This window comes from Pontibacter litorisediminis (assembly GCF_029360645.1).
Taxonomy (GTDB): domain Bacteria; phylum Bacteroidota; class Bacteroidia; order Cytophagales; family Hymenobacteraceae; genus Pontibacter; species Pontibacter litorisediminis.
The window spans coordinates 511957-533433 of sequence record NZ_JARDUA010000001.1 but is presented as its reverse complement, the minus strand read 5'-3'; the positions used below and the strand labels follow the sequence as shown (position 1 = coordinate 533433).

The window sequence follows — 21477 nt, the reverse complement described above, 5'->3', positions numbered from 1 at the left end:
TTTATACTTTATAACTTCTCTTTTTATGAGCGATATCATCACCATCACTCTCAACCCGGCGCTGGATAAGAGCACCCATGTGGCGCAGGTGCTGCCCGAGAAAAAGCTCCGCTGCGATTCCCCCATCTATGAGCCGGGTGGCGGCGGTATCAACGTGTCGCGGGCACTGCGGAAGCTCGGTAGCAGCTCCTGCGCCTGGATGCTGGTAGGAGGCCCTTCCGGGGAGCGGATCTGTCTTCTGCTGGAGGAGGAGGGCGTACATTTCAGGGCATTCAAAACCAAGAATTGGACCCGCGAAAACCTGATGGTGATGGAAGACAACTCTGGCAATCAATACCGCTTTGGCATGCCCGGCCCCGAAGTATACGAGCAGGAGTGGCGGCAGTGCCTGGATGATCTGGAGCAACTGCCCGAGGCGCAAACACCAAAGTATGTCGTGGCCAGCGGCAGCCTTCCGCCGGGTGTGCCAGACAATTTTTACGAGCAGCTCGCCCTGATTGCGCACCGCAAGAATTTCAGGTTGATCGTGGATACTTCCGGTGATGCCCTGTTGAAGGCGGCAGGAGAGGGGGTATACTTGCTGAAACCGAACCTGGGCGAGTTGGCAGCACTGGCCGGGAAGGAGCAGATATCGGCAATGGAGCAGGAAGAGATTGCGATGCAGGTGTTGAACGAGGGGAAATGCAAGGTGCTGGTGGTGTCGCTGGGGCCGCGCGGAGCCATGCTGGCCTCTAAGGAAGGCATCACCTATGTAGTGCCGCCCACCATGCCGCAGCAGAGCGCCGTGGGGGCCGGCGATAGCATGGTGGCAGGTATGGTACTCTGCCTGTTGCGGGGAGGCAGCCTGGAGGATATGGTCCGTTATGGCGTGGCGGCCGGCACCGCCGCCACCATGACGCCCGGCTCGGAGCTTTGCCGCAAGGAGGATACCGAAAGAATCTACAAGTGGCTGCAGGAGCGTAAGGAGCAGGTATAAAAAAGTATGGCGAGGTTTTGCCTCGCCATACTGGAAATTACTCGTTGCGGTTGTTCGCGTTTAGGTCCGTGAAGGCCTCCTTTAAACGGGCGATGAAATTCTTCTCGCCTTCGCGCAGCCAAACGCGCGGGTCGTAGTATTTTTTGTTTGGCGAGTCTTCGCCATCCGGGCTGCCGATCTGGCTCTGCAGGTAGCCTTTCTTCTCCTCGTAGTAGTTGCGGATGCCTTCCCAGAAGGCCCACTGCATGTCCGTATCAATGTTCATTTTGATGGCGCCATACTCGATAGCCTCCTTGATCAGGTGCTTTTCGGAGCCGGAGCCGCCATGGAATACGAAGTGCACCGGGTTAGGGCCCGTGCCAAACTTCTCCTGGATATGGTCCTGCGAGTTTTTCAGGATAACCGGGCGCAGCTCCACGTTGCCTGGCTTATACACGCCATGCACGTTGCCGAAGGCTGCCGCTATCGTGAAGCGGGTGCTCACCTTGTTCAGTTCCTCGTAAGCATAGGCCACTTCTTCAGGCTGGGTGTATAGTCTGGAGCTGTCCACGCCGGTGTTGTCCACGCCGTCTTCCTCCCCGCCAGTCACGCCCAGTTCAATCTCCACCGTCATGCCCAGCTTGTCCATGCGCTTCAGGTAGCTGGCGCAGGTCTCAATGTTCTCTTTGATCTCTTCCTCCGAGAGGTCCAGCATGTGGGAGCTGAAGAGTGGCTTGCCGTGCTGCGCATAGTACTTTTCTCCCGCGTCCAGCAGGCCGTCTATCCAAGGCAGCAGTTTTTTGGCGGCATGGTCGGTGTGCAGCACCACAGGCACGCCATAAGCCTCGGCCATCAGGTGCACGTGCTGTGCCCCGGAAACAGCACCGGCAATGGCAGCCTTTTGGTTATCGTTGTTCAGGCCCTTGCCAGCGAAGAACTGGGCGCCGCCATGCGAGAATTGAATGATGACCGGTGAGTTAACGGCTTTGGCTGTCTCCAGCACAGCGTTGATCGAATTCGTGCCGATCACGTTTACCGCTGGCAGTGCAAAGTTATTCTCGTTCGCATACTTAAACAGCTCTGTCACCTCATCGCCGTACAATACGCCCGGCCTGAATCTTGTTTTTGTTTCGTTCACAGAATTATTCGTTAATAATGGATTATACTATGTATCAGAAAGTATGGCTCTCTGTATACTTTAAACGTCTTGAAGTTAGGCGGCTTTTGCTGTAAAAGCAAACCAGAAGCCCTTAATCAAACACCAGTACTTTATCTTTGTGTTTGCCGCGCATGTGGTTGCGGATAATCTGCTGCACATCCTTGTTGTCGTGGAAGCGCTGTATGGCTCCCTTGAAGTCCTCCAGGGTGCTGGCCGAGAAGGTATCGTCCACAAAGCCGAAGCCCAGGTAGGTGCCGTGCTCCACCACCACCACCGAGCGCTCCCCGGGCTCCCGGCCTTTGCCTACGATCACGAAGCTGTGGTGCTCATAGGTGAAGGAGTCGATGGCCTCGTCCACGCGCTTGTTATACTCCTCCGGGCTCTCCTTGCCGATGCAGGCACCATTGCATTGGTGCACCTGGTAATCGAAGCAGGCGCCGTTGGTCTTGTAGAGGTCGCAGAGTTTTTGGCAGAGGTTAAACTTGGCTACTTTATGAAAAAGAAACCCTTTTGCCTTGAAATGGTTGGATAAGGCAATAATTGGCGTCATGCTTACATTATCAGCCTTGTTCACGCTGCTGTAGGTCAGGCGTTTGTAGCCGTCAGCATCCTCGTACACATAAATGCCGGTGTTAAACACGCTGCGGCGCTGCTGGCGGTTGTAGTGCGGCTTCATACGCTTTATCTCCGCCGACTCAAACAGCAGCGACACCAGCTCGTTGCCCATCAGTTCATAGGTGATGTCGGCAATGCTGTTTTTGAAGTCCAGCGACTTGCGGCTCTTGTAGTCGATGTTGAAGTGCTGAATGATGCGCTTCTTGATGTTGATGCTTTTGCCGACATAGATCACCTCGCCCTGCTCGTTATGGAAGTAGTACACCCCCGGGACCATGGGCAGGGCATCTATTTTTTCCTTGCTGATGGCGGGCGGTAGCAGCGACGTTTTAATTTCCTGCTTCAGCACCTGCGTGGTATGCTCGGCGGCCATGTTCATGTTGCCGTCCACCACAGGGCGGTTGATCTTTATAAGCCTGTCGAAAAGTATGGCGGTGGCCTCGGCATCGCCGATGGCGCGGTGGCGCTGGCTGAGCGGTATGTCTATGCTTTTGCAGAGCTTGCCCAGGCTGTAGGAAGGCAGGCCCGGCATCAGGGAGCGGCTGAGCCGCACGGTGCAGAGGGTTTTGCGCTGGAAGGTGAAGCCAAGGTCGGCAAATTCCTTCTTGATAAAGGAGTAGTCGAAGCGCACGTTGTGGGCCACAAAAACCTTCCCTTCAGTGAACTCGACGATTTCCTTGGCCACCTCGTAGAACTTCGGCGCGTCCTGCACCATGTCGTCCTTTATGCCTGTCAGTTGGGTAATAAAGAAGGGGATGGGGCGCTCCGGGTTAACGAGCGTGTGGTACTTGTCTACAATTTTCTCCCCGTCGTGAATAAAAATGGCAATCTCGGTGATCTTGTCCTGGTGCGGCTGGCCACCGGTTGTCTCGATGTCTACTATGGCGTACAAGTTGCTCTGGTTTAGGTCGTGTGGATCCGGGCCCGAGGCATTAGCCGCGGCCCCTTCTTCTAAACCAAAATTATTAGTATTCCGTTTCAATTTGCTCTCTGTGCTTGTTGGCTGCCAAAAAGGTTGGCAAGCTTACTCGTTCGGATTCTTTTTGCCGCGCCAGATGCCATTCACAAACTCGTCGAGCCAGCTGCGCACCCGTCCTTTCCCCTTCGGCTTAACCTCATCTATGTCCGCCAGCAGAAAACCGAAGGGCTGCAGCGGCTCATACACATCAAAAATCACCTTCATCATGGCGATGATGGGGATAGAGAGGATCATACCTGCCGCCCCCCAGATCTCGCCGCCTACCAATAGGGCAAGTATGGCCGCAAAAGGGTTCAGGCTCACCTTAGACCCTACCACGAACGGTGTGATGAAATTCCCCTCCAGGAACTGCACAAACATGAACACCACCACAACCAGCACGGCGTCCAGCAGGTTGCCGGTGGTGGCCAGCGTGAACAGGGCCGGCAGGGAGGCACCGATCATAATCCCGATGTAGGGGATGATGGTCAGGATGGAGGCGAATACCCCAAAGAAGACGGCATACTTCACCCCCAGTATAAGCAGCCCCGCCGAGTTCAGCAGGGCCACCACCACGATCACGATCATCAGCCCGGAAATGTAGCTCTGCACCACATGCTGGATATCGGTCATGGTCTGGATCACGCCGCTACGGCGGTCCTTAGCCACAAACTTGAACAGGAACTGCTCCAGATGGTCGCGGTAGTAGAGCAGCAGGAAAACGAAGATAGGTACCAGGGTCAGGACAGTAATAGCGCCGGTGGTGATGGAGATGGTGCTGCCGAGAAATGAGGTGGTGAATTCCTGGAGCCCCCCGATCGCGTTCTGTATCAGCTGGGATTTGTTGGGCGGTGCGATGCCGAAGTTTGTCAGGAAGAACTCCTGCACGTTCAGGATCAGCTTTTGCATGTTCTTACCGATTGACTCCAGCTCCGTGGTAAGGCTCACGAGCTGCATCGACAGGAACCACACGACCAGGCCAAGTACAATGATCACCAGGGTAATACATGTAAGTATGGCCAAGGGCCTGGGGAACCGCAGCTTTTTCTCCAGGTCTCGGGTGAGGGGCAGCAGCAGCAGGGCAAAGAGCAGGCCGAATGCCAGCGGCATGAGTACCGCCTTTAAAAGCTGCAGCGTGTAAATGAGCAGGGCCAGCCCCAGAAGTATAACTGTATATTTAAAGTATGCGGGTAGCTTAATTTCCATTTAACTTCTCCATGTCGTTTTATTTCTCCTGTCAACTCCTACTTTTGCCACTTCAAAATAAGCAAATGTCGCGCGATTAAGCATATGAATATCAATATATAAATTTGCTAAAAAAGTTAGCCTAAAAAATATAGTAAACTATAAAGATATGCTGAACTACCTCCTGTATTATACTGTTATGAATAAGCAGCCAGTATTTAGCATGTAAAGCTTTGGCTAAAAAGGTTAGTAATTTAGAGCGAGAGTTCTTAATTTAGCCTGTGATAGGAACTAATCAGTTGCATCATGTCTTCTAGTTTTTCCTATCTTTCGCATTGATATTACCTAATCAACTACACTTACGCTTTCAGAATGGCAGAGTTAGAGCATAATTACGACGAAGACAGCATACGCTCCCTTGAGCCGCGCGAGCACATCAGGCTGCGCCCGGGTATGTACATCGGCAAGCTGGGCGACGGATCTTCGGCAGACGATGGAATTTACATTTTGGTGAAGGAGGTGATCGACAACTCGATCGATGAGCACGTGATGGGCTTCGGCAAGACCATTGAGGTGAAGATCTCCGACCACAAAGTGCAGGTGCGCGACTATGGCCGTGGCATACCGCTGGGCAAGGTGATCGACTGCGTGAGCAAGATCAACACCGGCGGCAAGTACGACAGCAAGGCTTTCCAGAAGTCGGTGGGTTTGAACGGCGTGGGTACAAAGGCCGTGAACGCCCTTTCCAGCCACTTCCGCATCCAGTCGGTGCGCGACGGCAAGATGAAGGCTGCCGAGTTTGAAAAAGGGGTGCTGGTGCAGGACTTTGACGTGCAGGAGTCGTCGCAGCGCAACGGCACCCTAACCACGTTCACGCCAGACGATACTATTTTCAAGAACTACCAGTTCAACCCGGACTACCTGGAGAACCAGATCTGGAATTATGTATACCTGAACGCCGGCCTGACCATTAACTTTAACGGCAAGAAATTCTACTCTGAAAACGGCCTGCTGGACCTGCTCCGCAACAAAGCCGACGAGGAGAGCATGCGCTACCCTATCATCCACCTGAAAGGAGAGGATATCGAGCTGGCCATGACGCACGGCAACGACTACGGCGAAGAGTACTACTCCTTCGTGAACGGGCAATACACGACTATGGGGGGCACGCACCTGGCTGCCTTCCGTGAGGCGGTGGTGAAAACGGTGCGTGATTTCTATAAGAAGGACTACGATGCCGCCGATATCCGGGGCTCTATCATTGGTGCCATTTCCATACGGGTGCAGGAGCCGGTGTTTGAGTCGCAGACCAAGACCAAGCTGGGCTCCATTGAGATGGGGCCGGACGGACCAGCCGTGCGGGCGTACATCAACGACTTTGTGCGGGAGCACCTGGACAATTACCTGCACAAGAACCAGGCAACGGCCGAGGCGCTGAAGAAGCGGATAGAGCAGAGCGAGCGCGAGCGCAAGGATATGGCCGGTGTGAAAAAGCTGGCCAACCAGCGCGCCAAAAAAGCAAACCTGCACAACCGCAAACTGCGCGACTGCCGCCTGCACTTTAATGAAGACAAACACGAGAACGCTGCTGTCTCCACGCTGTTCATTACAGAGGGTGACTCGGCCAGTGGTTCTATCACCAAATCCCGGAACGTGGACACGGAGGCTGTTTTCAGCTTGCGCGGAAAGCCGCTTAACTGCTTTGGACTGAAGAAAAAGGTGGTGTACGAGAACGAGGAGTTTAACCTGCTGCAGCACGCCCTGAACATCGAGGAGGGGCTGGAGGGCCTGCGCTACAACCGCGTGGTGATCGCGACGGATGCCGACGTGGACGGCATGCACATCCGCCTGCTGCTGCTCACGTTCTTCCTGCAGTTCTTCCCGGACCTGGTGCGCAACGGCCATGTGTACATCCTGGAGACGCCGCTCTTCCGGGTGCGCAACAAGAAGGAAACGATCTATTGCTACAACGAGACCGAGAAGCAGGAAGCGATCAATAAACTAGGCAAGAAGCCGGAGATCACCCGCTTTAAGGGTTTGGGGGAGATTTCCCCGGACGAGTTCGGCAAGTTTATCGGCGATAACATCAAGCTGAAGCCGGTGATCCTGCAGAAGGATACCACGATACAGAAGATGCTGAGCTACTACATGGGCAAAAACACGCCTGACCGTCAGCAGTTCATCATTGATAACCTGAAGATTGAAAAAGATATAGTAGAGGAAGTATATGCATAACGACGAGTTGAACAACGAAGAATTAGAGCAAAACGAAGAGCTGGAGGTGGAGTTCTCCGATGGGGATGAGGAGATCATCCACAACGTGACCCCTGTCTCCGGTCTGTACGAAAACTGGTTCCTCGACTATGCTTCTTATGTAATTCTGGAGCGTGCGGTGCCAGCCATCGAGGACGGCCTGAAGCCGGTGCAGCGCCGCATTCTGCACGCCATGCGCGAGATGGACGATGGCCGCTTTAACAAGGTAGCCAACGTAATCGGCCAGACCATGCAGTACCATCCGCACGGCGACGCCTCCATCGGCGACGCGATTGTGAACCTGGGCCAGAAAGACCTGCTGGTTGAGACGCAGGGTAACTGGGGCGATGTGCGTACGGGCGACAGTGCGGCGGCGGCTCGTTATATCGAGGCGCGCCTCTCCAAGTTTGCGCTGGATGTGGTGTTTAACCCGCAGACTACGCAGTGGCAGCTGAGCTACGACGGCCGTAAAAACGAGCCGGTGACGCTGCCGGTGAAGTTCCCGCTGCTGCTGGCGCAGGGCGTGGAGGGTATCGCCGTTGGCCTGTCTACCAAGATCATGCCGCACAACTTTAAGGAGCTGATCAAAGGTTCTATCGATGTGCTGAAAGGGCGCAGCACTAACCTGCTGCCGGATTTCCCTACAGGCGGTCAGGTGGATGTGACCAATTATAACGGCGGTCAGCGCGGCGGCAGGATCCGTGTGCGCGCTACCATCGAGAAGGTAGACAAGACGATGCTCATCATCCGCGACGTGCCCTACGGCATTACGACTACCGGGTTGATGGAGTCGATCGTGAAGGCTAGTGAGAACAACAAGATCAAAGTCAAGAAGGTAGTCGACAACACGGCTGCCAACGTGGAGATACAGGTGCACCTGCCGGCAGGCGTGTCGCCGGACCTGACGATGGACGCGCTGTATGCTTTCACCGACTGCGAAGTCTCCATATCCCCGAATGCCTGCGTCATCATCAATGAGAAGCCGCACTTCCTGGACGTAAACGAGCTGCTGCGCATCTCTACCTTCAAAACGGTGGACCTGCTGAAGCGTGAGCTGGAGATCCGAAAGGGAGAGTTGGAGGACAAGTGGCACTATTCTTCGTTGGAGAAGATCTTCATCGAGAACCGCATCTACCGTGATATTGAGGAATGTGAGACGTGGGAGGCCGTGCTGAATGCCATTGACATCGGTTTAGACCCTTTTAAACCTTTACTGCGCCGCGAGGTAACGGAGGAGGATATCATCCGCCTGACGGAGATCAAGATTAAACGCATCTCCAAGTATGACTCCTTTAAAGCGGACGAGTACATCAACAAGCTGGAGGAGGAAATGGCTGAGGTGGACGATAACCTGGCTAACCTGATCCGCTACGCCATTTCATACTTTGAGGGACTACTGAAGAAGTATGGCCAGGGCAAAGACCGCCGCACGCAGGTGAAGACCTTCGACGTGATCAACGCACAGAACGTGGCCATTGCCAACCAGAAGCTGTACATGAATGCTAAGGATGGCTTTATCGGCACCAGTTTGCGCAAAGACGAATTTGTGTGCGATTGCTCTGACATGGATGACATCATCGTTTTCCGGAAGGATGGGAAGTTCATGGTGACGAAGGTGGCCGAGAAAACCTTTGTGGGCAAAGACATTGTGCTTGCCGGCGTTTACAACAAGAACGACGAGCACATGGTGTATAACATGATTTACCTGGATGGCAAGTCAGGGGTGTCGTATGCCAAGCGTTTCTCTGTCAAGTCCATTACCCGCGACAAGGAGTATGACCTGACCAAGGGCAACAAAGGCTCCAAAGTGCATTACCTTACTGCCAACCCCAACTCTGAGTCAGAGGTGGTAACTGTTACGTTGGCTCCGAATGCGTCAGCGCGAAACAAAGTCTTTGATTTTGACTTTGCTGAGCTGATGATCAAGGGCAAAGGCTCCAACGGCAATATTGTAACGAAGTACCCGGTGAAGAAAGTGGTGCAGAAGAGCCTGGGTGAGTCTACGCTGGGTGGCCGTGAGATCTACTACGATGAGGTGATCGGAAGGCTGAACACCGAAGCACGCGGTCGTTACCTTGGTTCTTTCAATACAGATGACACCATACTGGCCATTTATGAGGACGGTTCCTACGAGCTGACGACCTTCGACCTGGCCAACCACTATACGGTGGAGAAACTGAAGGTGCTGCAGAAGTTCGATCCGGAGCTGGTGATTTCAGCCCTTTATTACGAAGGGGAAAATAAAACCTACTACGTAAAACGTTTCAAGGTAGAGACGACCACGGTAGGCAAGCGCTTCGCCTTTATCCCGGAAACGAAGAACAGCAGGCTCGAGGCTGTGTCCACGCACTCCGCACCGTTAGCGACAATTAAGTTTAAGCGTTCCATCCGCGGCGAGCGCGAAACCGAAAAGCTGCTGCTCAGCGAGTTCATTGACGTGAAAGGCTGGAAGGCCCTTGGCAACAAGCTCAACTACTTTAAGGTGTATGAGGTGGAGGTGCCGAGAATGGATGAGGTGGAACAACCGGAGGACGACAAGCCAAAAGCGAAAAAAGCTGCCCGGAAAGAGCCGGTGTCGCTGCCCTCGCAGCTGAAGGAGCTGGCCGAAGAGGCGGCCCGGGCCAGTGGTGCTCAACCTATGCAGGCTGAAGCCGTAGAAATTGATGTAGACACCGAGGAGGCGAAGAAGGCCCTGAAGGAGAAGAAACAGCTCGACTTGTTTTGATTTTTCTCTCCCGGGCCTTGCGAAAGTCGCTGGTACTTGGTAGTTTACGGGAGAGAATATCTATATATGAAGAGAGTTTTTAAAGCTGTTTTGCTCGGTTGCGTGCTTTGCACCCTTTCCCCGGCACTTGCCTGGGCAGAGGGTGGTGCATCTGGCAACACGGAGTTGATGAAGCGGGCGGAGCAGCTTTTAAGTAACTATAAGGAAAGCGAAGCACTGCGGCTGTTTGAGCAGGTATTGGCAGAGTCGCCAGATAATTATGAGGCGCTGTGTAAGGCCAGCCTGCTGCACAGCCGCATTGGCGACAGGTTTATGGACGAGACGCGTAAGCAGGAGCACTTCGCGACGGCTAAGGAGTTGGCGAAGCGCGCTTACGAGCTCGACCCGGTGGATGCCGAGGCAAATTTTGTCATGGCAGTCGCCTTGGGCGCCAACGCTATGATTTCAGGGCCTAAGGAACGCTTGCAAGGTATACACCAGATGAAGTCGTTTGTGGATGCCGCGTTGGCGAACAACAACCATCATGCGGGTGCCTGGTACATGCTCGGCCGCTGGCACTTTAAAATGGCCAACCTTAACTTCGCTGAAAAGGCCGCCACTAAAATGTTCTTTGGCGGCGTTTGCGGAGAGGCTTCCAACGAAATGGCCGCGAAGGCCATCGAGCAGGCCATTGTGTATGAGCCGAACAACATCCGGTACTACTATGACCTGGCCAGTATTTACAAAGAGATGAAAAACACCGCCGCCTGCATCAGTACATTGCAAAAGGCGCAGACGCTGACGCTCGAGACGAAAGAGGAGCTGGAGCTTAGCAGGCGATGCAGTATCCTGTTGCAGCAGCAACAGAAACTATAAAGGTAGAAAACTTTGTTAGAAAGCCTGCTCCCTGTTTGGTGGCAGGCTTTTGTTTTTAAAAGTGCGGCGGGCTTCCGGGAATGGATAGTTTCTATTTGGGTAAAATGTCTTAATTTAGCGCAGGCAAAGTATAAACGCGCTTTTGAAGAAGTATAAAATTAGCCGGTAAGGATGCGGATTTTGAGTTTGATGCTGTTGGCGGTGTCGGTGAGCCTTAGCGCCTGTACTTTGGAGGAGAGCGATCGTGAGCAAATGGTGAACCTGCAGGAGGTGAAAGATGATCCTGCCGCACAATTGCAAAACCTGAACATCGCGCTGGAGAACTCAAAGCGTGATGGCAGCCTGTATGCCCGGCGCGCCGTGGTACTGCTGCAGAACGGAGAGCTTGAAAAGGCGCTGGAAGATGCTGATCAGGCCGTTCGGTTCACCAGGAATGAGCCTTCCAGTCTGTTTGTGAAAGCGCAGGTGTTGCGGGCCATGGGTAAACCGGAAGAAGCGTTGCCCCTGGCGCTTACTGCGGAGCGCAATTCCTACCAAAGCTCCTCCCTGTATGTGCTGCTGAGCGAGTTATACTTGCAGCGCAAGGAGTATGAGCAGGCAATGGCCTACATTCGAAAGGCGCAGGAGCTGTCTCCGGCTGATGAGTTTGCTTTTTACTACAAGGGCCGGATACAGGAGGCTACAGGTGATTCGGCCAGTGCGATACGCAACTATAAACTGGCCTTGGAACAGGCTCCAAGCTTTATGCAGCCGCAGCGTGAGCTGTCGGCGATGCTGATAGGAAGAGGGGAGCATGCCGCTGCCAGGCCATACTTGCTGAAGGCCCTGCAGAAAGCGCCCAACGACGCCAAGCTGTGGTACAACCGAGGATTGGTGTACCAGGCGGAGCAGAAGCGGGACAGCGCCATGCAGGCTTTTGACAAAGCGGTAAGTTTAAACGATACACTGTCTGGGCCGCATTACCAGTTGGGGGTTTACCATCTGGCCCAGGGACATGATTTTGAGGCAATGGAGCACCTGGAGCAGGTCTACAAAACGTACCGCTCCAAGCCAGAGTACCTTGCGAAGTTAGCCACCGCCTATGAGCGCAATGGCTTTTATTCCAAGGCGCTGACTACATATGAGCGCTTGGCCGTCATTGACCCGACTGCCACGTACGCTTACAGGTCCATCGCCAGACTTAAGTATAGAATAGCAACACGAGTACCTGATAGTGCAGCTGTACGCCTACAGGAGAAGACAGAAAGATAAACAACTATGATCAACATCACACTGCCAGACGGTTCGGTGCGCCAGTATGAGAGCGGCGTAACCAGCCTAGAGATTGCACAGAGCATCAGCGAAGGCTTGGCTCGTAACGTGCTTGCTGCCAAAGTAAACGGTACTGTTTGGGATGCCACGCGCCCCATCAGCTCGGATGCGACGGTGCAGCTGCTCACCTGGAATGATGAGGAAGGCAAGAACACCTTCTGGCACTCCTCTGCCCACCTGCTGGCAGAAGCTTTAGAGGACATGTACCCAGATGTGAAGTTCGGCATTGGCCCTCCGGTGGAGAACGGCTTTTACTATGACGTGGACCTGGGCGACCACCACCTTTCTCCGGAGGATATTGCCAAGCTGGAGCAGAAGATGCTGGAGCTGGCCCGGGAGAAGAACGTTTACCTGCGCAGCGAGGTTTCGAAGGCGGAGGCCATTGATTACTTTACCAAGAAAGGGGATGAGTATAAGCTGGACCTGATCAAGGACCTAGAGGACGGAAGTATCACGTTCTACGAGCAAGGTAAATTTGTTGATCTTTGCCGCGGTCCGCATATTCCGAATACTGGCTTCATCAAGGCCGCTAAAATCACCAATATCGCCGGTGCCTACTGGCGCGGCGATGAGAAAAACAAGCAGCTTACCCGTATCTACGGCATCACGTTCCCGAAACAGAAGGAGCTGACAGAATACCTGGAGCGCCTGGAGGAAGCCAAGAAGCGCGACCACCGTAAGCTGGGCAAAGAGCTGGAGCTGTTCGCTTTCTCTGAGAAAGTGGGCATGGGCCTCCCGCTTTGGTTGCCGAAAGGCACACTGCTGCGTGAGCGCCTGGAGCAGTTCATGCGTAAGGCACAGGTGAAAGCCGGCTACCAGCCTGTGGTTACCCCGCACATCGGTAGCAAAGAGCTGTATGTTACTTCAGGCCATTACGAGAAGTATGGCGCAGACTCCTTCCAGCCGATCAGGACACCGAACGAAGGGGAGGAGTTCTTCCTGAAGCCGATGAACTGCCCGCACCACTGCGAGATCTACAAGACACGTCCGCGCTCTTACAAAGAGTTGCCGGTGCGCCTGGCTGAGTTTGGAACCGTGTACCGCTATGAGCAGAGCGGCGAGCTGCACGGCCTGACCCGCGTGCGTGGCTTCACGCAGGACGATGCGCACATCTTCTGTCGCCCGGATCAGGTAAAAGAGGAGTTCACTAAGGTGATCGACCTGGTGCTGTACGTGTTCAAGGCCCTGGGCTTTGAGGATTATACCGCTCAGATATCGCTGCGGGACCCGGAAAATAAGCAGAAGTACATCGGCTCTGACGAGGCTTGGGAGAAAGCAGAGCGCGCTATTATAGAGGCGGCTGAGGAGAAAGGCCTGCCTACTGTAACCGAATTGGGAGAGGCTGCGTTCTACGGACCTAAGCTGGATTTCATGGTGCGAGATGCATTGGGCCGTAAATGGCAGCTGGGAACTATTCAGGTAGATTATAACTTACCAGAAAGATTCCAGCTCGAATACATCGGTGCTGATAACCAGAAACATCGCCCTGTGATGATTCACCGTGCGCCTTTCGGTTCTCTGGAGCGCTTCGTGGCGGTGTTGATCGAGCACTGTGGAGGCAACTTCCCGCTTTGGCTGAGCCCGGAGCAGATTGCTATACTTCCGATATCGGAGAAGTATCACGATTATGCCCAGCAAGTATACGATCGCCTGCAGCAGGACGACATCAGGGGTTATGTAGATAACCGCGATGAGAAGATCGGCCGCAAGATCCGTGACGCAGAGGTGCGCAAGGTGCCTTACATGCTGATCGTGGGGGAGAAGGAGCAGGAGAACGGTGCCGTTTCGGTGAGAAGGCACGGCGAAGGCGACCTTGGCTCCATGCCGGTGGAGGAGTTCAGCACGTTTTTCCAGGGCAAGATTGCCGAAATGCTGAACAAATAGGAAAGAAATTTCTTTTTTGATAGATAATTTGCGATATTCGCAACTTAATTGTGGAATTTAATTAAGGAGGTACAACTATAGCTACTACGCAAAACAGGCGCAACATCCCACGCGGAAAGGTGGAGGAGCCATACAAAGTCAACGAAAGAATAACTGCCAGAGAAGTAAGGGTGGTTGGTGACAATGTTGAGCAAGGAGTATACTCAACCCGAGATGCTCAGAGAATGGCAAATGAGCAAAATCTTGACCTGGTTGAGATTTCGCCGACAGCCAACCCACCCGTATGCCGCATCATCGACTACTCGAAATTTAAGTACGAGCAGAAGAAGAAGACAAGGGAGATGAAGGCGAAGCAGCAGAAGGTTGTGATCAAGGAGATCCGCTTCGGCCCGAACACCGATGATCATGACTTCGAGTTTAAGCTCAAGCATGCCAAAGGCTTCCTGGAGAGCGGCTTCAAGATCAAGTCATATGTGCACTTTGTGGGCAGGTCGATCGTGTTTAAAGAGCGCGGCGAAATCCTGTTACTTAAGTTTGCGCAGGCGCTGGAAGAACTGGCGAAGGTTGAGCAGCTGCCAAAGCTGGAAGGAAAGCGCATGTTCCTGATTTTGGCGCCGAAAAACGCTCCTGTGAAAAAGTAATTTTTTCAATTAATTATATACTCATGCCAAAAGTAAAAACCAAATCTGGTGCAAAGAAGCGTTTTTCTTTGACAGGTACTGGCAAGATCAAGCGTAAGCACGCTTACAAAAGCCACATCCTGACGAAGAAGACGACAAAGCAGAAGCGTAATTTGACGCACATCGGCCTTGTTAGCAAAGCTGACGAAGCAAACGTTAAATTCATGCTGAAAATCTAATTCTCAAGCAGAGTTAGAAGTAGGTTAATCATTAGTACGAACCCGGCATCTGGTCTTAAGAAGAATCCTCAGATTCACCAGCCGCCAAAACTTTAAACAAAATGCCAAGATCGGTCAATGTCGTAGCAGCACGACACAGAAGAAAAAAAGTAATGAAAATGGCCAAAGGTTACTTTGGCCGTCGCAAGAACGTTTGGACAGTTGCGAAAAACGCGGTAGAGAAAGGTTTGCTGTATGCTTACCGCGACAGAAAAGCGAAGAAGAGAGACTTCAGAGCCCTGTGGATCCAGCGTATTAACGCCGGTGCCCGCGAGCATGGCTTGTCTTACTCTGCGCTGATGGGCGGCCTGAAGAAGGCTAACATCGACCTGAACCGCAAAGTACTTGCTGACCTGGCGATGAACCACCCAGAGGCTTTCAAAGCTATCGTTGATAAAGTAAAGTAATTTACTTGCAGATATAATACGGAAGGGCTTAGCATACTTGCTAAGCCCTTTTTGTTTTTTGTGCTCCTAAAATTCCCCGCGTCTCCGAAACACATGCAGCGGAGGCCTTGTCAGAAAGCGAGAGGGCCAAACACGATAAATCCCCTGAAGGCAAAGTTTATACTTGCATCCTCAGGGGATTTATGCTGGAAGTTATGTAGGAGAGGTGTACTTAACGTGTTCTGTTCCTGCGCCAGTTAGAAGTCTGCTTTTCTGAAGCTAGGGCAGCAGTGCCATCCGCGGCGCTTGGCTTTTGCTTGTTCATCAGCATGGCTGCCAGAGCGGCGGCTACTTCGTCTGCCCCCTCATCCGGCTTTCTTTCCAGCACCTCCGGGCTAAAATAGCGCTCTATAAACTTCGTGTCGAAGTTGCCGCTTACAAATGCCTCGTGCTGTAGCACATAAGCCCCAAAAGGTAAGGTGGTTTCGATACCGGTGATCTGGTACTCATCAATGGCGCGCAGCATTTTTTCAATCGCTTCCTGCCTGTCTTTGCCAAAGGTTACCAACTTGGCAATCATCGGATCGTAATAGATCGGAATCTCCATTCCCTGCTCAAAGCCATCGTCCACACGAACACCCAAGCCCTGTGGCCTTCTGTAGGTTTCCAACTTGCCGATGTCTGGCAGGAAGTTGTTGGCCGGATCTTCGGCATATACGCGCAGCTCTAAGGCATGGCCGTAAATTTTTAAATCCTCCTGTCCAAAGCTCAGAGGCTTTCCTTCCGCAATCATAATCTGCTCCTTCACCAGGTCCAGGCCAGTGATCTGCTCTGTAACCGGGTGCTCCACCTGCAGGCGCGTGTTCATCTCCAGGAAGTAGAAGTTCATGTTCTCGTCTAGCAGGAACTCTACGGTGCCGGCGCCAACATAGTCGCAGGCTTTTGCCACGTTTACGGCGTTGCGTCCCATTTCCTCGCGCAGGGCAGGGGTGAGGACCGCCGAAGGAGCCTCCTCGATCACCTTTTGGTGGCGACGCTGAATGGAGCACTCCCGCTCGAACAGGTGCACGATGTTCCCATGCATGTCGCCCAGCACCTGTATCTCGATGTGGCGGGGAGAGCCGATGTATTTCTCAATAAAGACAGAACCATCACCGAAAGCAGAAACGGCCTCACTGACAGCTAACTGCATCTGCTCCTCAAACAGGCCCACATGCTCTACTACGCGCATGCCTTTGCCTCCGCCACCGGCACTGGCTTTGATAAGAATCGGGAAACCCACACGCTCCGCGATTTGCTTTGCTTCTTCTACATCCGTGATAGCGTGCTCGGTACCCGGTACCATGGGGATGTTATATTTAGCCACAGCCGCCTTGGCAGCCAGTTTGCTCCCCATAAGCTCGATTGCCTCAGGTGAGGGGCCTATGAAAATAATACCGGCTTCCTCCGCCGCTTTCGCAAAGCCAGCATTCTCAGACAAGAATCCATAGCCGGGGTGAATGGCATCTACTCCAAGCTCTTTACAAATCTGTATGATCACGTCTCCCCGGAGGTACGATTCGCTGGATTTCGGACCGCCCACGCAAACGGCCTCATCGGCAAACCGCACGTGCAGGGCATTTCGGTCTGCCTCGCTATATATGGCTACAGTCTTGATACCCATTTCTTTAGCGCTACGCATCACGCGCAGGGCGATCTCACCACGGTTGGCTACCAGAATCTTGTTGATTTTTCTCATGCAGAAGCTACGGTATATTTTACTCAAAGAAACGTTTTTGAGGGCAAAGTTAAAAATGCTATCTTAAAAATGCCTCCTACAGTATAGGGCAACAATTGTATATGAGATGAATAAACCATAACTTTGCGCTGCAATATACCTTATTGGATGCAGTAAGGAATGAGGCATTGAGATCAGAAATTATCCCGAAAACCTAATTATTACACAAGTGGATTTATTTGAAAAGTTGTTGACCAACCGTGGTCCGTTAGGCAGCCACTCACATTATGCACATGGCTATTTTACGTTTCCTAAACTGGAGGGCGAAATTGCCCCGAGAATGAAGTTCAGGGGGAAAGATGTGCTGACGTGGAGCCTGAACAACTACCTGGGCTTGGCTAACCACCCGGAGGTGCGCAAGGCGGATGCTGACGCTGCGGCGGAGTGGGGCATGGCGACACCAATGGGTGCGCGCATCATGTCTGGTAACACGAACCTGCACGAGCAACTTGAGGCTGATCTGGCTGACTTTGTGAAGAAGGAAGACGCGATGCTGCTGAACTTCGGTTACCAGGGCGTATTGTCTATTATAGATGCGTTGGTTGACCGCCACGATGTGATTGTGTATGATGCCGAGTCTCACGCCTGTATTATTGACGGGCTGCGCCTGCACCAGGGCAAACGCTTTGTGTACGCCCACAACGACATGGAAAGCTTGGAGAAGCAACTGGTTCGCGCCACGAAATGGGCAGAGAACACAGGCGGTGCAATCTTGGTGATCACTGAGGGTGTGTTCGGTATGTCCGGCAACCTTGGCAAGCTGCATGAGGTAGTGGCTCTGAAAGAGAAATTCAACTTTCGCCTGTTTGTAGACGATGCCCATGGCTTCGGTACAATGGGCGCTACTGGCGCTGGCACAGGGGAGCATCTGGGCGTGCAGGACGGTATCGACGTATACTTCTCCACGTTTGCCAAGTCTATGGCCAGCATTGGTGCCTTTGTGGCCTCTAACGAGCAAGTGATCGAGTATCTTCGCTATAACATGCGTTCCCAGATCTTTGCAAAGTCGCTGCCGATGCCATTAGTAGTGGGTGCCCTGAAGCGCCTGGAGCTGCTACGCACTAAGCCGGAACTGAAAGATAAACTGTGGGAGATTGTGCATGCCCTGCAGAGCGGCCTGCGTGAAAAAGGCTTCAATATCGGTACAACAGAATCGCCTGTTACGCCAGTGTTCTTGAACGGCCAAATTCCGGATGCCACACAGCTGACGTTGGACCTGCGTGAGAACTACAGCATCTTCTGCTCAATCGTGGTGTACCCGGTTGTGCCTAAGGACGTGATCATGCTGCGCCTTATCCCGACTGCGGCACACACACTGGCTGACGTGGAGGAGACGATCAACGCTTTCGAGAAAATTGCACAAAAGCTAGACAAGGGACTATACTCTTCGCCAGCAGTTACGGCTTAATGGCTCCTAGAGGCATATATTAAAATTTGCTAATCTTTGCTTGTTTGTAACAAATGTGTATATTAGAGCTATAAAATCAAATGTTTCACTATAACAATTGCTCTAATGAACAACAACTTTAGCAAACTGAAGGACTTGGTTATGTCACTGGAAAGCGACTTCGAAAAGTTCTATGAGAAAGGCAATGCCGCTGCTGGTACTCGCGTACGCAAAGGCATGCAGGACCTGAAGAACATGGCGCAGGACATCCGTAAGGAAGTTCAGGACATGAAAAACAGCACTGCTGACAAAAAATAAGTTTCAGACAGACTGAATAAAACAAAAAAGGAGGCCAATTCTGGCCTCCTTTTTTGTTTTATTCTATTGAATTTCAGTTAATTAACTGAAATTAAGTAGTAGTTTTTCTTTCCTTTCTGCACGACCAGGTATTTTCCCTGCAGCAGTTCGAATGCTACGGCCTCATCAGCGTTCTGCACCTTCTGACGGTTCACGCTCACGCCCCCGTTCTTGATCATGCGGCGCGCCTCACCCTTCGACTCGAACACCTGTCCCCCCGTTACCTCCGACAATAGGTCTGTTACGGTTGGAGCATTGGCATAATCAGCCTGGCTTACCTGTATTTGCGGCACACCCTCGAACACAGACAGCAAAACGTCCTCTTTTAGGCCTTTTAACGTCTCTAAATCACCTTTTCCAAATAAAATTTCAGAGGCATCTACGGCAGCGTTGTAGTCTTCCTCGGAGTGTACATGAATTGTAACATCTTTAGCAAGGGCTTTCTGCAGTAAACGCATGTGGGGGGCCTGTTTGTGCTCTTCAGTTATCTTTTCGATCTCCTCCTGTGGCAGCAAAGTATACACTTTTATAAGCTTCTCCGCCTCCTCATCCGACAGGTTAAGCCAGAACTGGTAGAACTTGTATGGAGAGGTCAGGTTCGGGTCGAGCCATACGTTACCGCCCTCAGACTTGCCAAATTTAGTACCATCCGATTTGGTTACGAGCTTGCCAACCATGGCGTACGCTTTGCCGCCATCCATGCGGCGGATCAGCTCAGTGCCCGTGGTGATGTTGCCCCACTGGTCGGAGGCGCCCATCTGCAGTTTCACCCCTTTGTTCTTATAGAGGTGGTAGAAGTCGTAGCCTTGGATGAGTTGGTATGCAAACTCCGTGTAGGAGAGGCCCTCGGCGCGGTCACCGTCTTCGTCGGCGTTGATGCGCTTCTTCACGGAGTCCTTGCTCATCATATAGTTTACGGTGATGTGCTTGCCCACTTCGCGCAGGAAACCCAGAAAGCTGAATTCCTTGAACCAATCATAGTTGTTCACGATCTCGGCAGAGTTGGCGCCGCAGTCAAAGTCGAGGAACTTCTCCAGCTGCTTTTTAATGCCATCCTGGTTTTCGCGCAGGGTAGCCTCGTCCAGCAGGTTGCGCTCCGCTGATTTACCGGAAGGGTCGCCGATCATGCCGGTGGCACCACCCACCAGGGCTAAAGGTTTGTGGCCGGCACGCTGCAGGTGCACCAGCAGCATGATGGTGGCGAGGTTGCCAATGTGCAGCGACTTTGCCGTGGGGTCGAAACCAATGTAACCGGAAGTCATTTCCGATGCAAGCTGCTCTTCGGTACCTGGCATGAAATCATGGAGCATGCCTCTCCAACGCAGTTCTTCAATAAGATTCATCTATACCTTCGTTCATCTGTTCTAGGCAAAGATAAAAAAGAGTTGGCAGATTGGGGTGGGGTTGGAGCGGAAAGGGTGAAGGAATGGTGGGGATTATCCTAATATGCTATATTAGAAGGGGAAGAAACTTGAATCTTAGATTAAGCTTCATACCGAACGATACCATACATAGAGCAGAGAAGCTGAATAGGAGTTCCGTTTAGCTGCTAGTTGACTTTAATTAAAAGTATAGAACTTCCCTATGAATAAGAAAAAGAACTGGATAATACATAAGCTTATACCAGGTATCCTTTTCTTTGGCAGCTTATCAGCAATTGTAGTTTATATCCAATGGGAGCAAAACCTTTTGAGTGAGTACCCTCGATATACAATAGGAGTTGCTACTGAAACTTATTGGACTGTAGCATCGGGCAAAAAGCTTCGTTTTGAATATGTTGTGAACGGAGAAAGTTACCTTCGTTTAAACCGCTACAATGATAGAAGTCGAGTTCCTGGTAAGTACTTTGTGAAATTTAGTGCGGAAAGACCAAGTGTAAGTGAAATTCTTCAAGATATACCTGTACCAGACAGCATAATAGCAGCCCCATCAGAAGGCTGGCAAGAAATTCCAGTAAAGCTTGAGAACTAAAAATAACTGAAGTCAACAAAACCTATAAGTTAGCTACGCCATCTTATAGCCAACCCCGTTAGGCACTAGTTAAAAATGAAAATAATAGTTCTATTAATATTTACTCTAGCTTTATTGTCTTGTAATGATTCAAGTCAAAACAATAACACCATTGGCCCTGATGTTGAAGAAAGCCCAAGAGACACAGTATTGATTAAGATTGACAATACAGAAGACAAGTCGTACGATGTTGGCTTCTATTCAAAGTCATTTACATACTGTTGGATTGCTGATAAAGACACACTAGATCTTAAAATTGGAGTGACAGAACATGTTAGGGACAGCTCGGTACAGCTCAGGATATTTCACCGTAATCCAATTTTATTTTCAGATGCATTGGATAAGATAAATGAAAGTTTACCCCTAATTAAGCAAGATTTTAATTTAAGTAAGCTTAGCTACCTCTATTTCGAACCGCCAATTTTCTACAAAGACATGACAAAAGAGCTTACCAAGAGCTATGAAATTCAGTTCGGACAGAAAATTATTAAATATGAGCAACTGAATGAGTTTTTAATGGATTCATGGTTAGAAAAAAAAGTTGGTGCCTTCCTGAGTCAGTTTAACAAGAGCACAAGAAGATATGGAATAGAAAAATTTCAGTTATTAGAAAGAGAAGATTATAAAAAGTATATCCCCAAATCTGACTTGAGTGAATATCCTTCATTTTCAATCCACGGAATGGGAGTATCAGTGATCATAAAAAAAGAAAAATAAAAGCGGGCACCCTACAATGTGCCTAAGCCATGCGTCGCCTGAAGG

General features: G+C 51.6%; 19 protein-coding genes. 14 read left to right on the top strand and 5 right to left on the bottom strand.

The features are described 5' to 3' along the window. Positions 1 to 25 precede the first annotated feature (25 nt). A complete protein-coding gene (locus PXG97_RS02335; protein WP_276496110.1) occupies positions 26 to 976 on the top strand; it encodes a 1-phosphofructokinase family hexose kinase in 951 nt (316 codons plus the stop codon). Positions 977 to 1013: 37 nt separating this feature from the next. Here the strand turns inward: PXG97_RS02335 and fbaA are convergent, their stop codons facing one another. The 3 genes from fbaA to PXG97_RS02320 all read right to left on the bottom strand — a co-directional run bounded on the left by fbaA (position 1014) and on the right by PXG97_RS02320 (position 4893). Beyond that, positions 1014 to 2093, bottom strand: coding sequence for a class II fructose-bisphosphate aldolase (gene fbaA / locus PXG97_RS02330; RefSeq protein ID WP_276496109.1), 1080 nt, complete (start codon positions 2091 to 2093; stop codon positions 1014 to 1016). A 112-nt stretch (positions 2094 to 2205) separates the two neighbouring features. Then, positions 2206 to 3621 (bottom strand): exonuclease domain-containing protein, encoded by a 1416-nt coding sequence (locus PXG97_RS02325; protein ID WP_276496108.1) that lies wholly within the window; start codon positions 3619 to 3621, stop codon positions 2206 to 2208. A 132-nt stretch (positions 3622 to 3753) separates the two neighbouring features. Continuing rightward, complete coding sequence (locus PXG97_RS02320) at positions 3754 to 4893, bottom strand: AI-2E family transporter (protein WP_276496107.1); 1140 nt, start codon at positions 4891 to 4893, stop codon at positions 3754 to 3756. Between the two features lie 351 nt (positions 4894 to 5244). Between PXG97_RS02320 and PXG97_RS02315 the strand changes: the two genes are divergently transcribed. From PXG97_RS02315 to rplT, 9 genes are all read left to right on the top strand, one after another. Then, on the top strand, positions 5245 to 7107 hold the full coding sequence (locus tag PXG97_RS02315) for a DNA topoisomerase IV subunit B (RefSeq protein WP_276496106.1): 1863 nt from the start codon (positions 5245 to 5247) through the stop codon (positions 7105 to 7107). Next, positions 7100 to 9850 (top strand): DNA gyrase/topoisomerase IV subunit A, encoded by a 2751-nt coding sequence (locus tag PXG97_RS02310; protein WP_276496105.1) that lies wholly within the window; start codon positions 7100 to 7102, stop codon positions 9848 to 9850. Before PXG97_RS02315 ends, PXG97_RS02310 begins: the two co-directional genes overlap by 8 nt. A 66-nt stretch (positions 9851 to 9916) precedes the next feature. Further along, a complete protein-coding gene (locus PXG97_RS02305; RefSeq protein WP_276496104.1) occupies positions 9917 to 10705 on the top strand; it encodes a tetratricopeptide repeat protein in 789 nt (262 codons plus the stop codon). A 12-nt stretch (positions 10706 to 10717) separates the two neighbouring features. Beyond that, complete coding sequence (locus tag PXG97_RS02300) at positions 10718 to 10861, top strand: hypothetical protein (RefSeq protein WP_276496103.1); 144 nt, start codon at positions 10718 to 10720, stop codon at positions 10859 to 10861. A gap of 15 nt (positions 10862 to 10876) precedes the next feature. Further along, positions 10877 to 11956, top strand: coding sequence for a tetratricopeptide repeat protein (locus PXG97_RS02295; protein ID WP_276496102.1), 1080 nt, complete (start codon positions 10877 to 10879; stop codon positions 11954 to 11956). A 6-nt stretch (positions 11957 to 11962) separates the two neighbouring features. Continuing rightward, a complete protein-coding gene (thrS, locus tag PXG97_RS02290) occupies positions 11963 to 13900 on the top strand; it encodes a threonine--tRNA ligase (RefSeq protein ID WP_276496101.1) in 1938 nt (645 codons plus the stop codon). 119 nt (positions 13901 to 14019) lie between these two features. Next, entirely contained in the window at positions 14020 to 14541 is a 522-nt protein-coding gene (gene infC / locus PXG97_RS02285; RefSeq protein ID WP_276496100.1) for a translation initiation factor IF-3, read from the top strand. A 23-nt stretch (positions 14542 to 14564) separates the two neighbouring features. Continuing rightward, positions 14565 to 14759, top strand: a complete 195-nt coding sequence (gene rpmI, locus PXG97_RS02280; RefSeq protein WP_025605954.1) for a 50S ribosomal protein L35 — start codon at positions 14565 to 14567, stop codon at positions 14757 to 14759. 101 nt (positions 14760 to 14860) lie between these two features. Then, on the top strand, positions 14861 to 15205 hold the full coding sequence (rplT, locus tag PXG97_RS02275) for a 50S ribosomal protein L20 (protein ID WP_276496099.1): 345 nt from the start codon (positions 14861 to 14863) through the stop codon (positions 15203 to 15205). A 211-nt stretch (positions 15206 to 15416) separates the two neighbouring features. Here rplT and accC read toward each other — a convergent pair whose 3' ends face one another. Next, the gene (gene accC, locus PXG97_RS02270; protein ID WP_276496098.1) at positions 15417 to 16922 is read right to left on the bottom strand and encodes an acetyl-CoA carboxylase biotin carboxylase subunit; all 1506 of its coding nucleotides are present in this window, start codon (positions 16920 to 16922) and stop codon (positions 15417 to 15419) included. 208 nt (positions 16923 to 17130) lie between these two features. On the opposite strand from accC, the gene PXG97_RS02265 reads away from it, so the two are divergent. Continuing rightward, complete coding sequence (locus PXG97_RS02265) at positions 17131 to 18369, top strand: aminotransferase class I/II-fold pyridoxal phosphate-dependent enzyme (protein WP_276496097.1); 1239 nt, start codon at positions 17131 to 17133, stop codon at positions 18367 to 18369. Between the two features lie 105 nt (positions 18370 to 18474). Next, the gene (locus tag PXG97_RS02260) at positions 18475 to 18666 is read left to right on the top strand and encodes a histone H1 (RefSeq protein WP_276496096.1); all 192 of its coding nucleotides are present in this window, start codon (positions 18475 to 18477) and stop codon (positions 18664 to 18666) included. 77 nt (positions 18667 to 18743) lie between these two features. Here the strand turns inward: PXG97_RS02260 and tyrS are convergent, their stop codons facing one another. Next, positions 18744 to 20048, bottom strand: a complete 1305-nt coding sequence (gene tyrS / locus PXG97_RS02255; RefSeq protein WP_276496095.1) for a tyrosine--tRNA ligase — start codon at positions 20046 to 20048, stop codon at positions 18744 to 18746. A 241-nt stretch (positions 20049 to 20289) separates the two neighbouring features. Between tyrS and PXG97_RS02250 the strand changes: the two genes are divergently transcribed. Beyond that, positions 20290 to 20676 carry a hypothetical protein gene (locus PXG97_RS02250; protein ID WP_276496094.1) on the top strand — a complete coding sequence of 129 codons (387 nt, stop codon included), beginning with the start codon at positions 20290 to 20292 and terminating at the stop codon, positions 20674 to 20676. A 75-nt stretch (positions 20677 to 20751) separates the two neighbouring features. Continuing rightward, entirely contained in the window at positions 20752 to 21432 is a 681-nt protein-coding gene (locus PXG97_RS02245) for a hypothetical protein (protein ID WP_276496093.1), read from the top strand. The last annotated feature ends 45 nt before the right edge of the window (positions 21433 to 21477 follow it).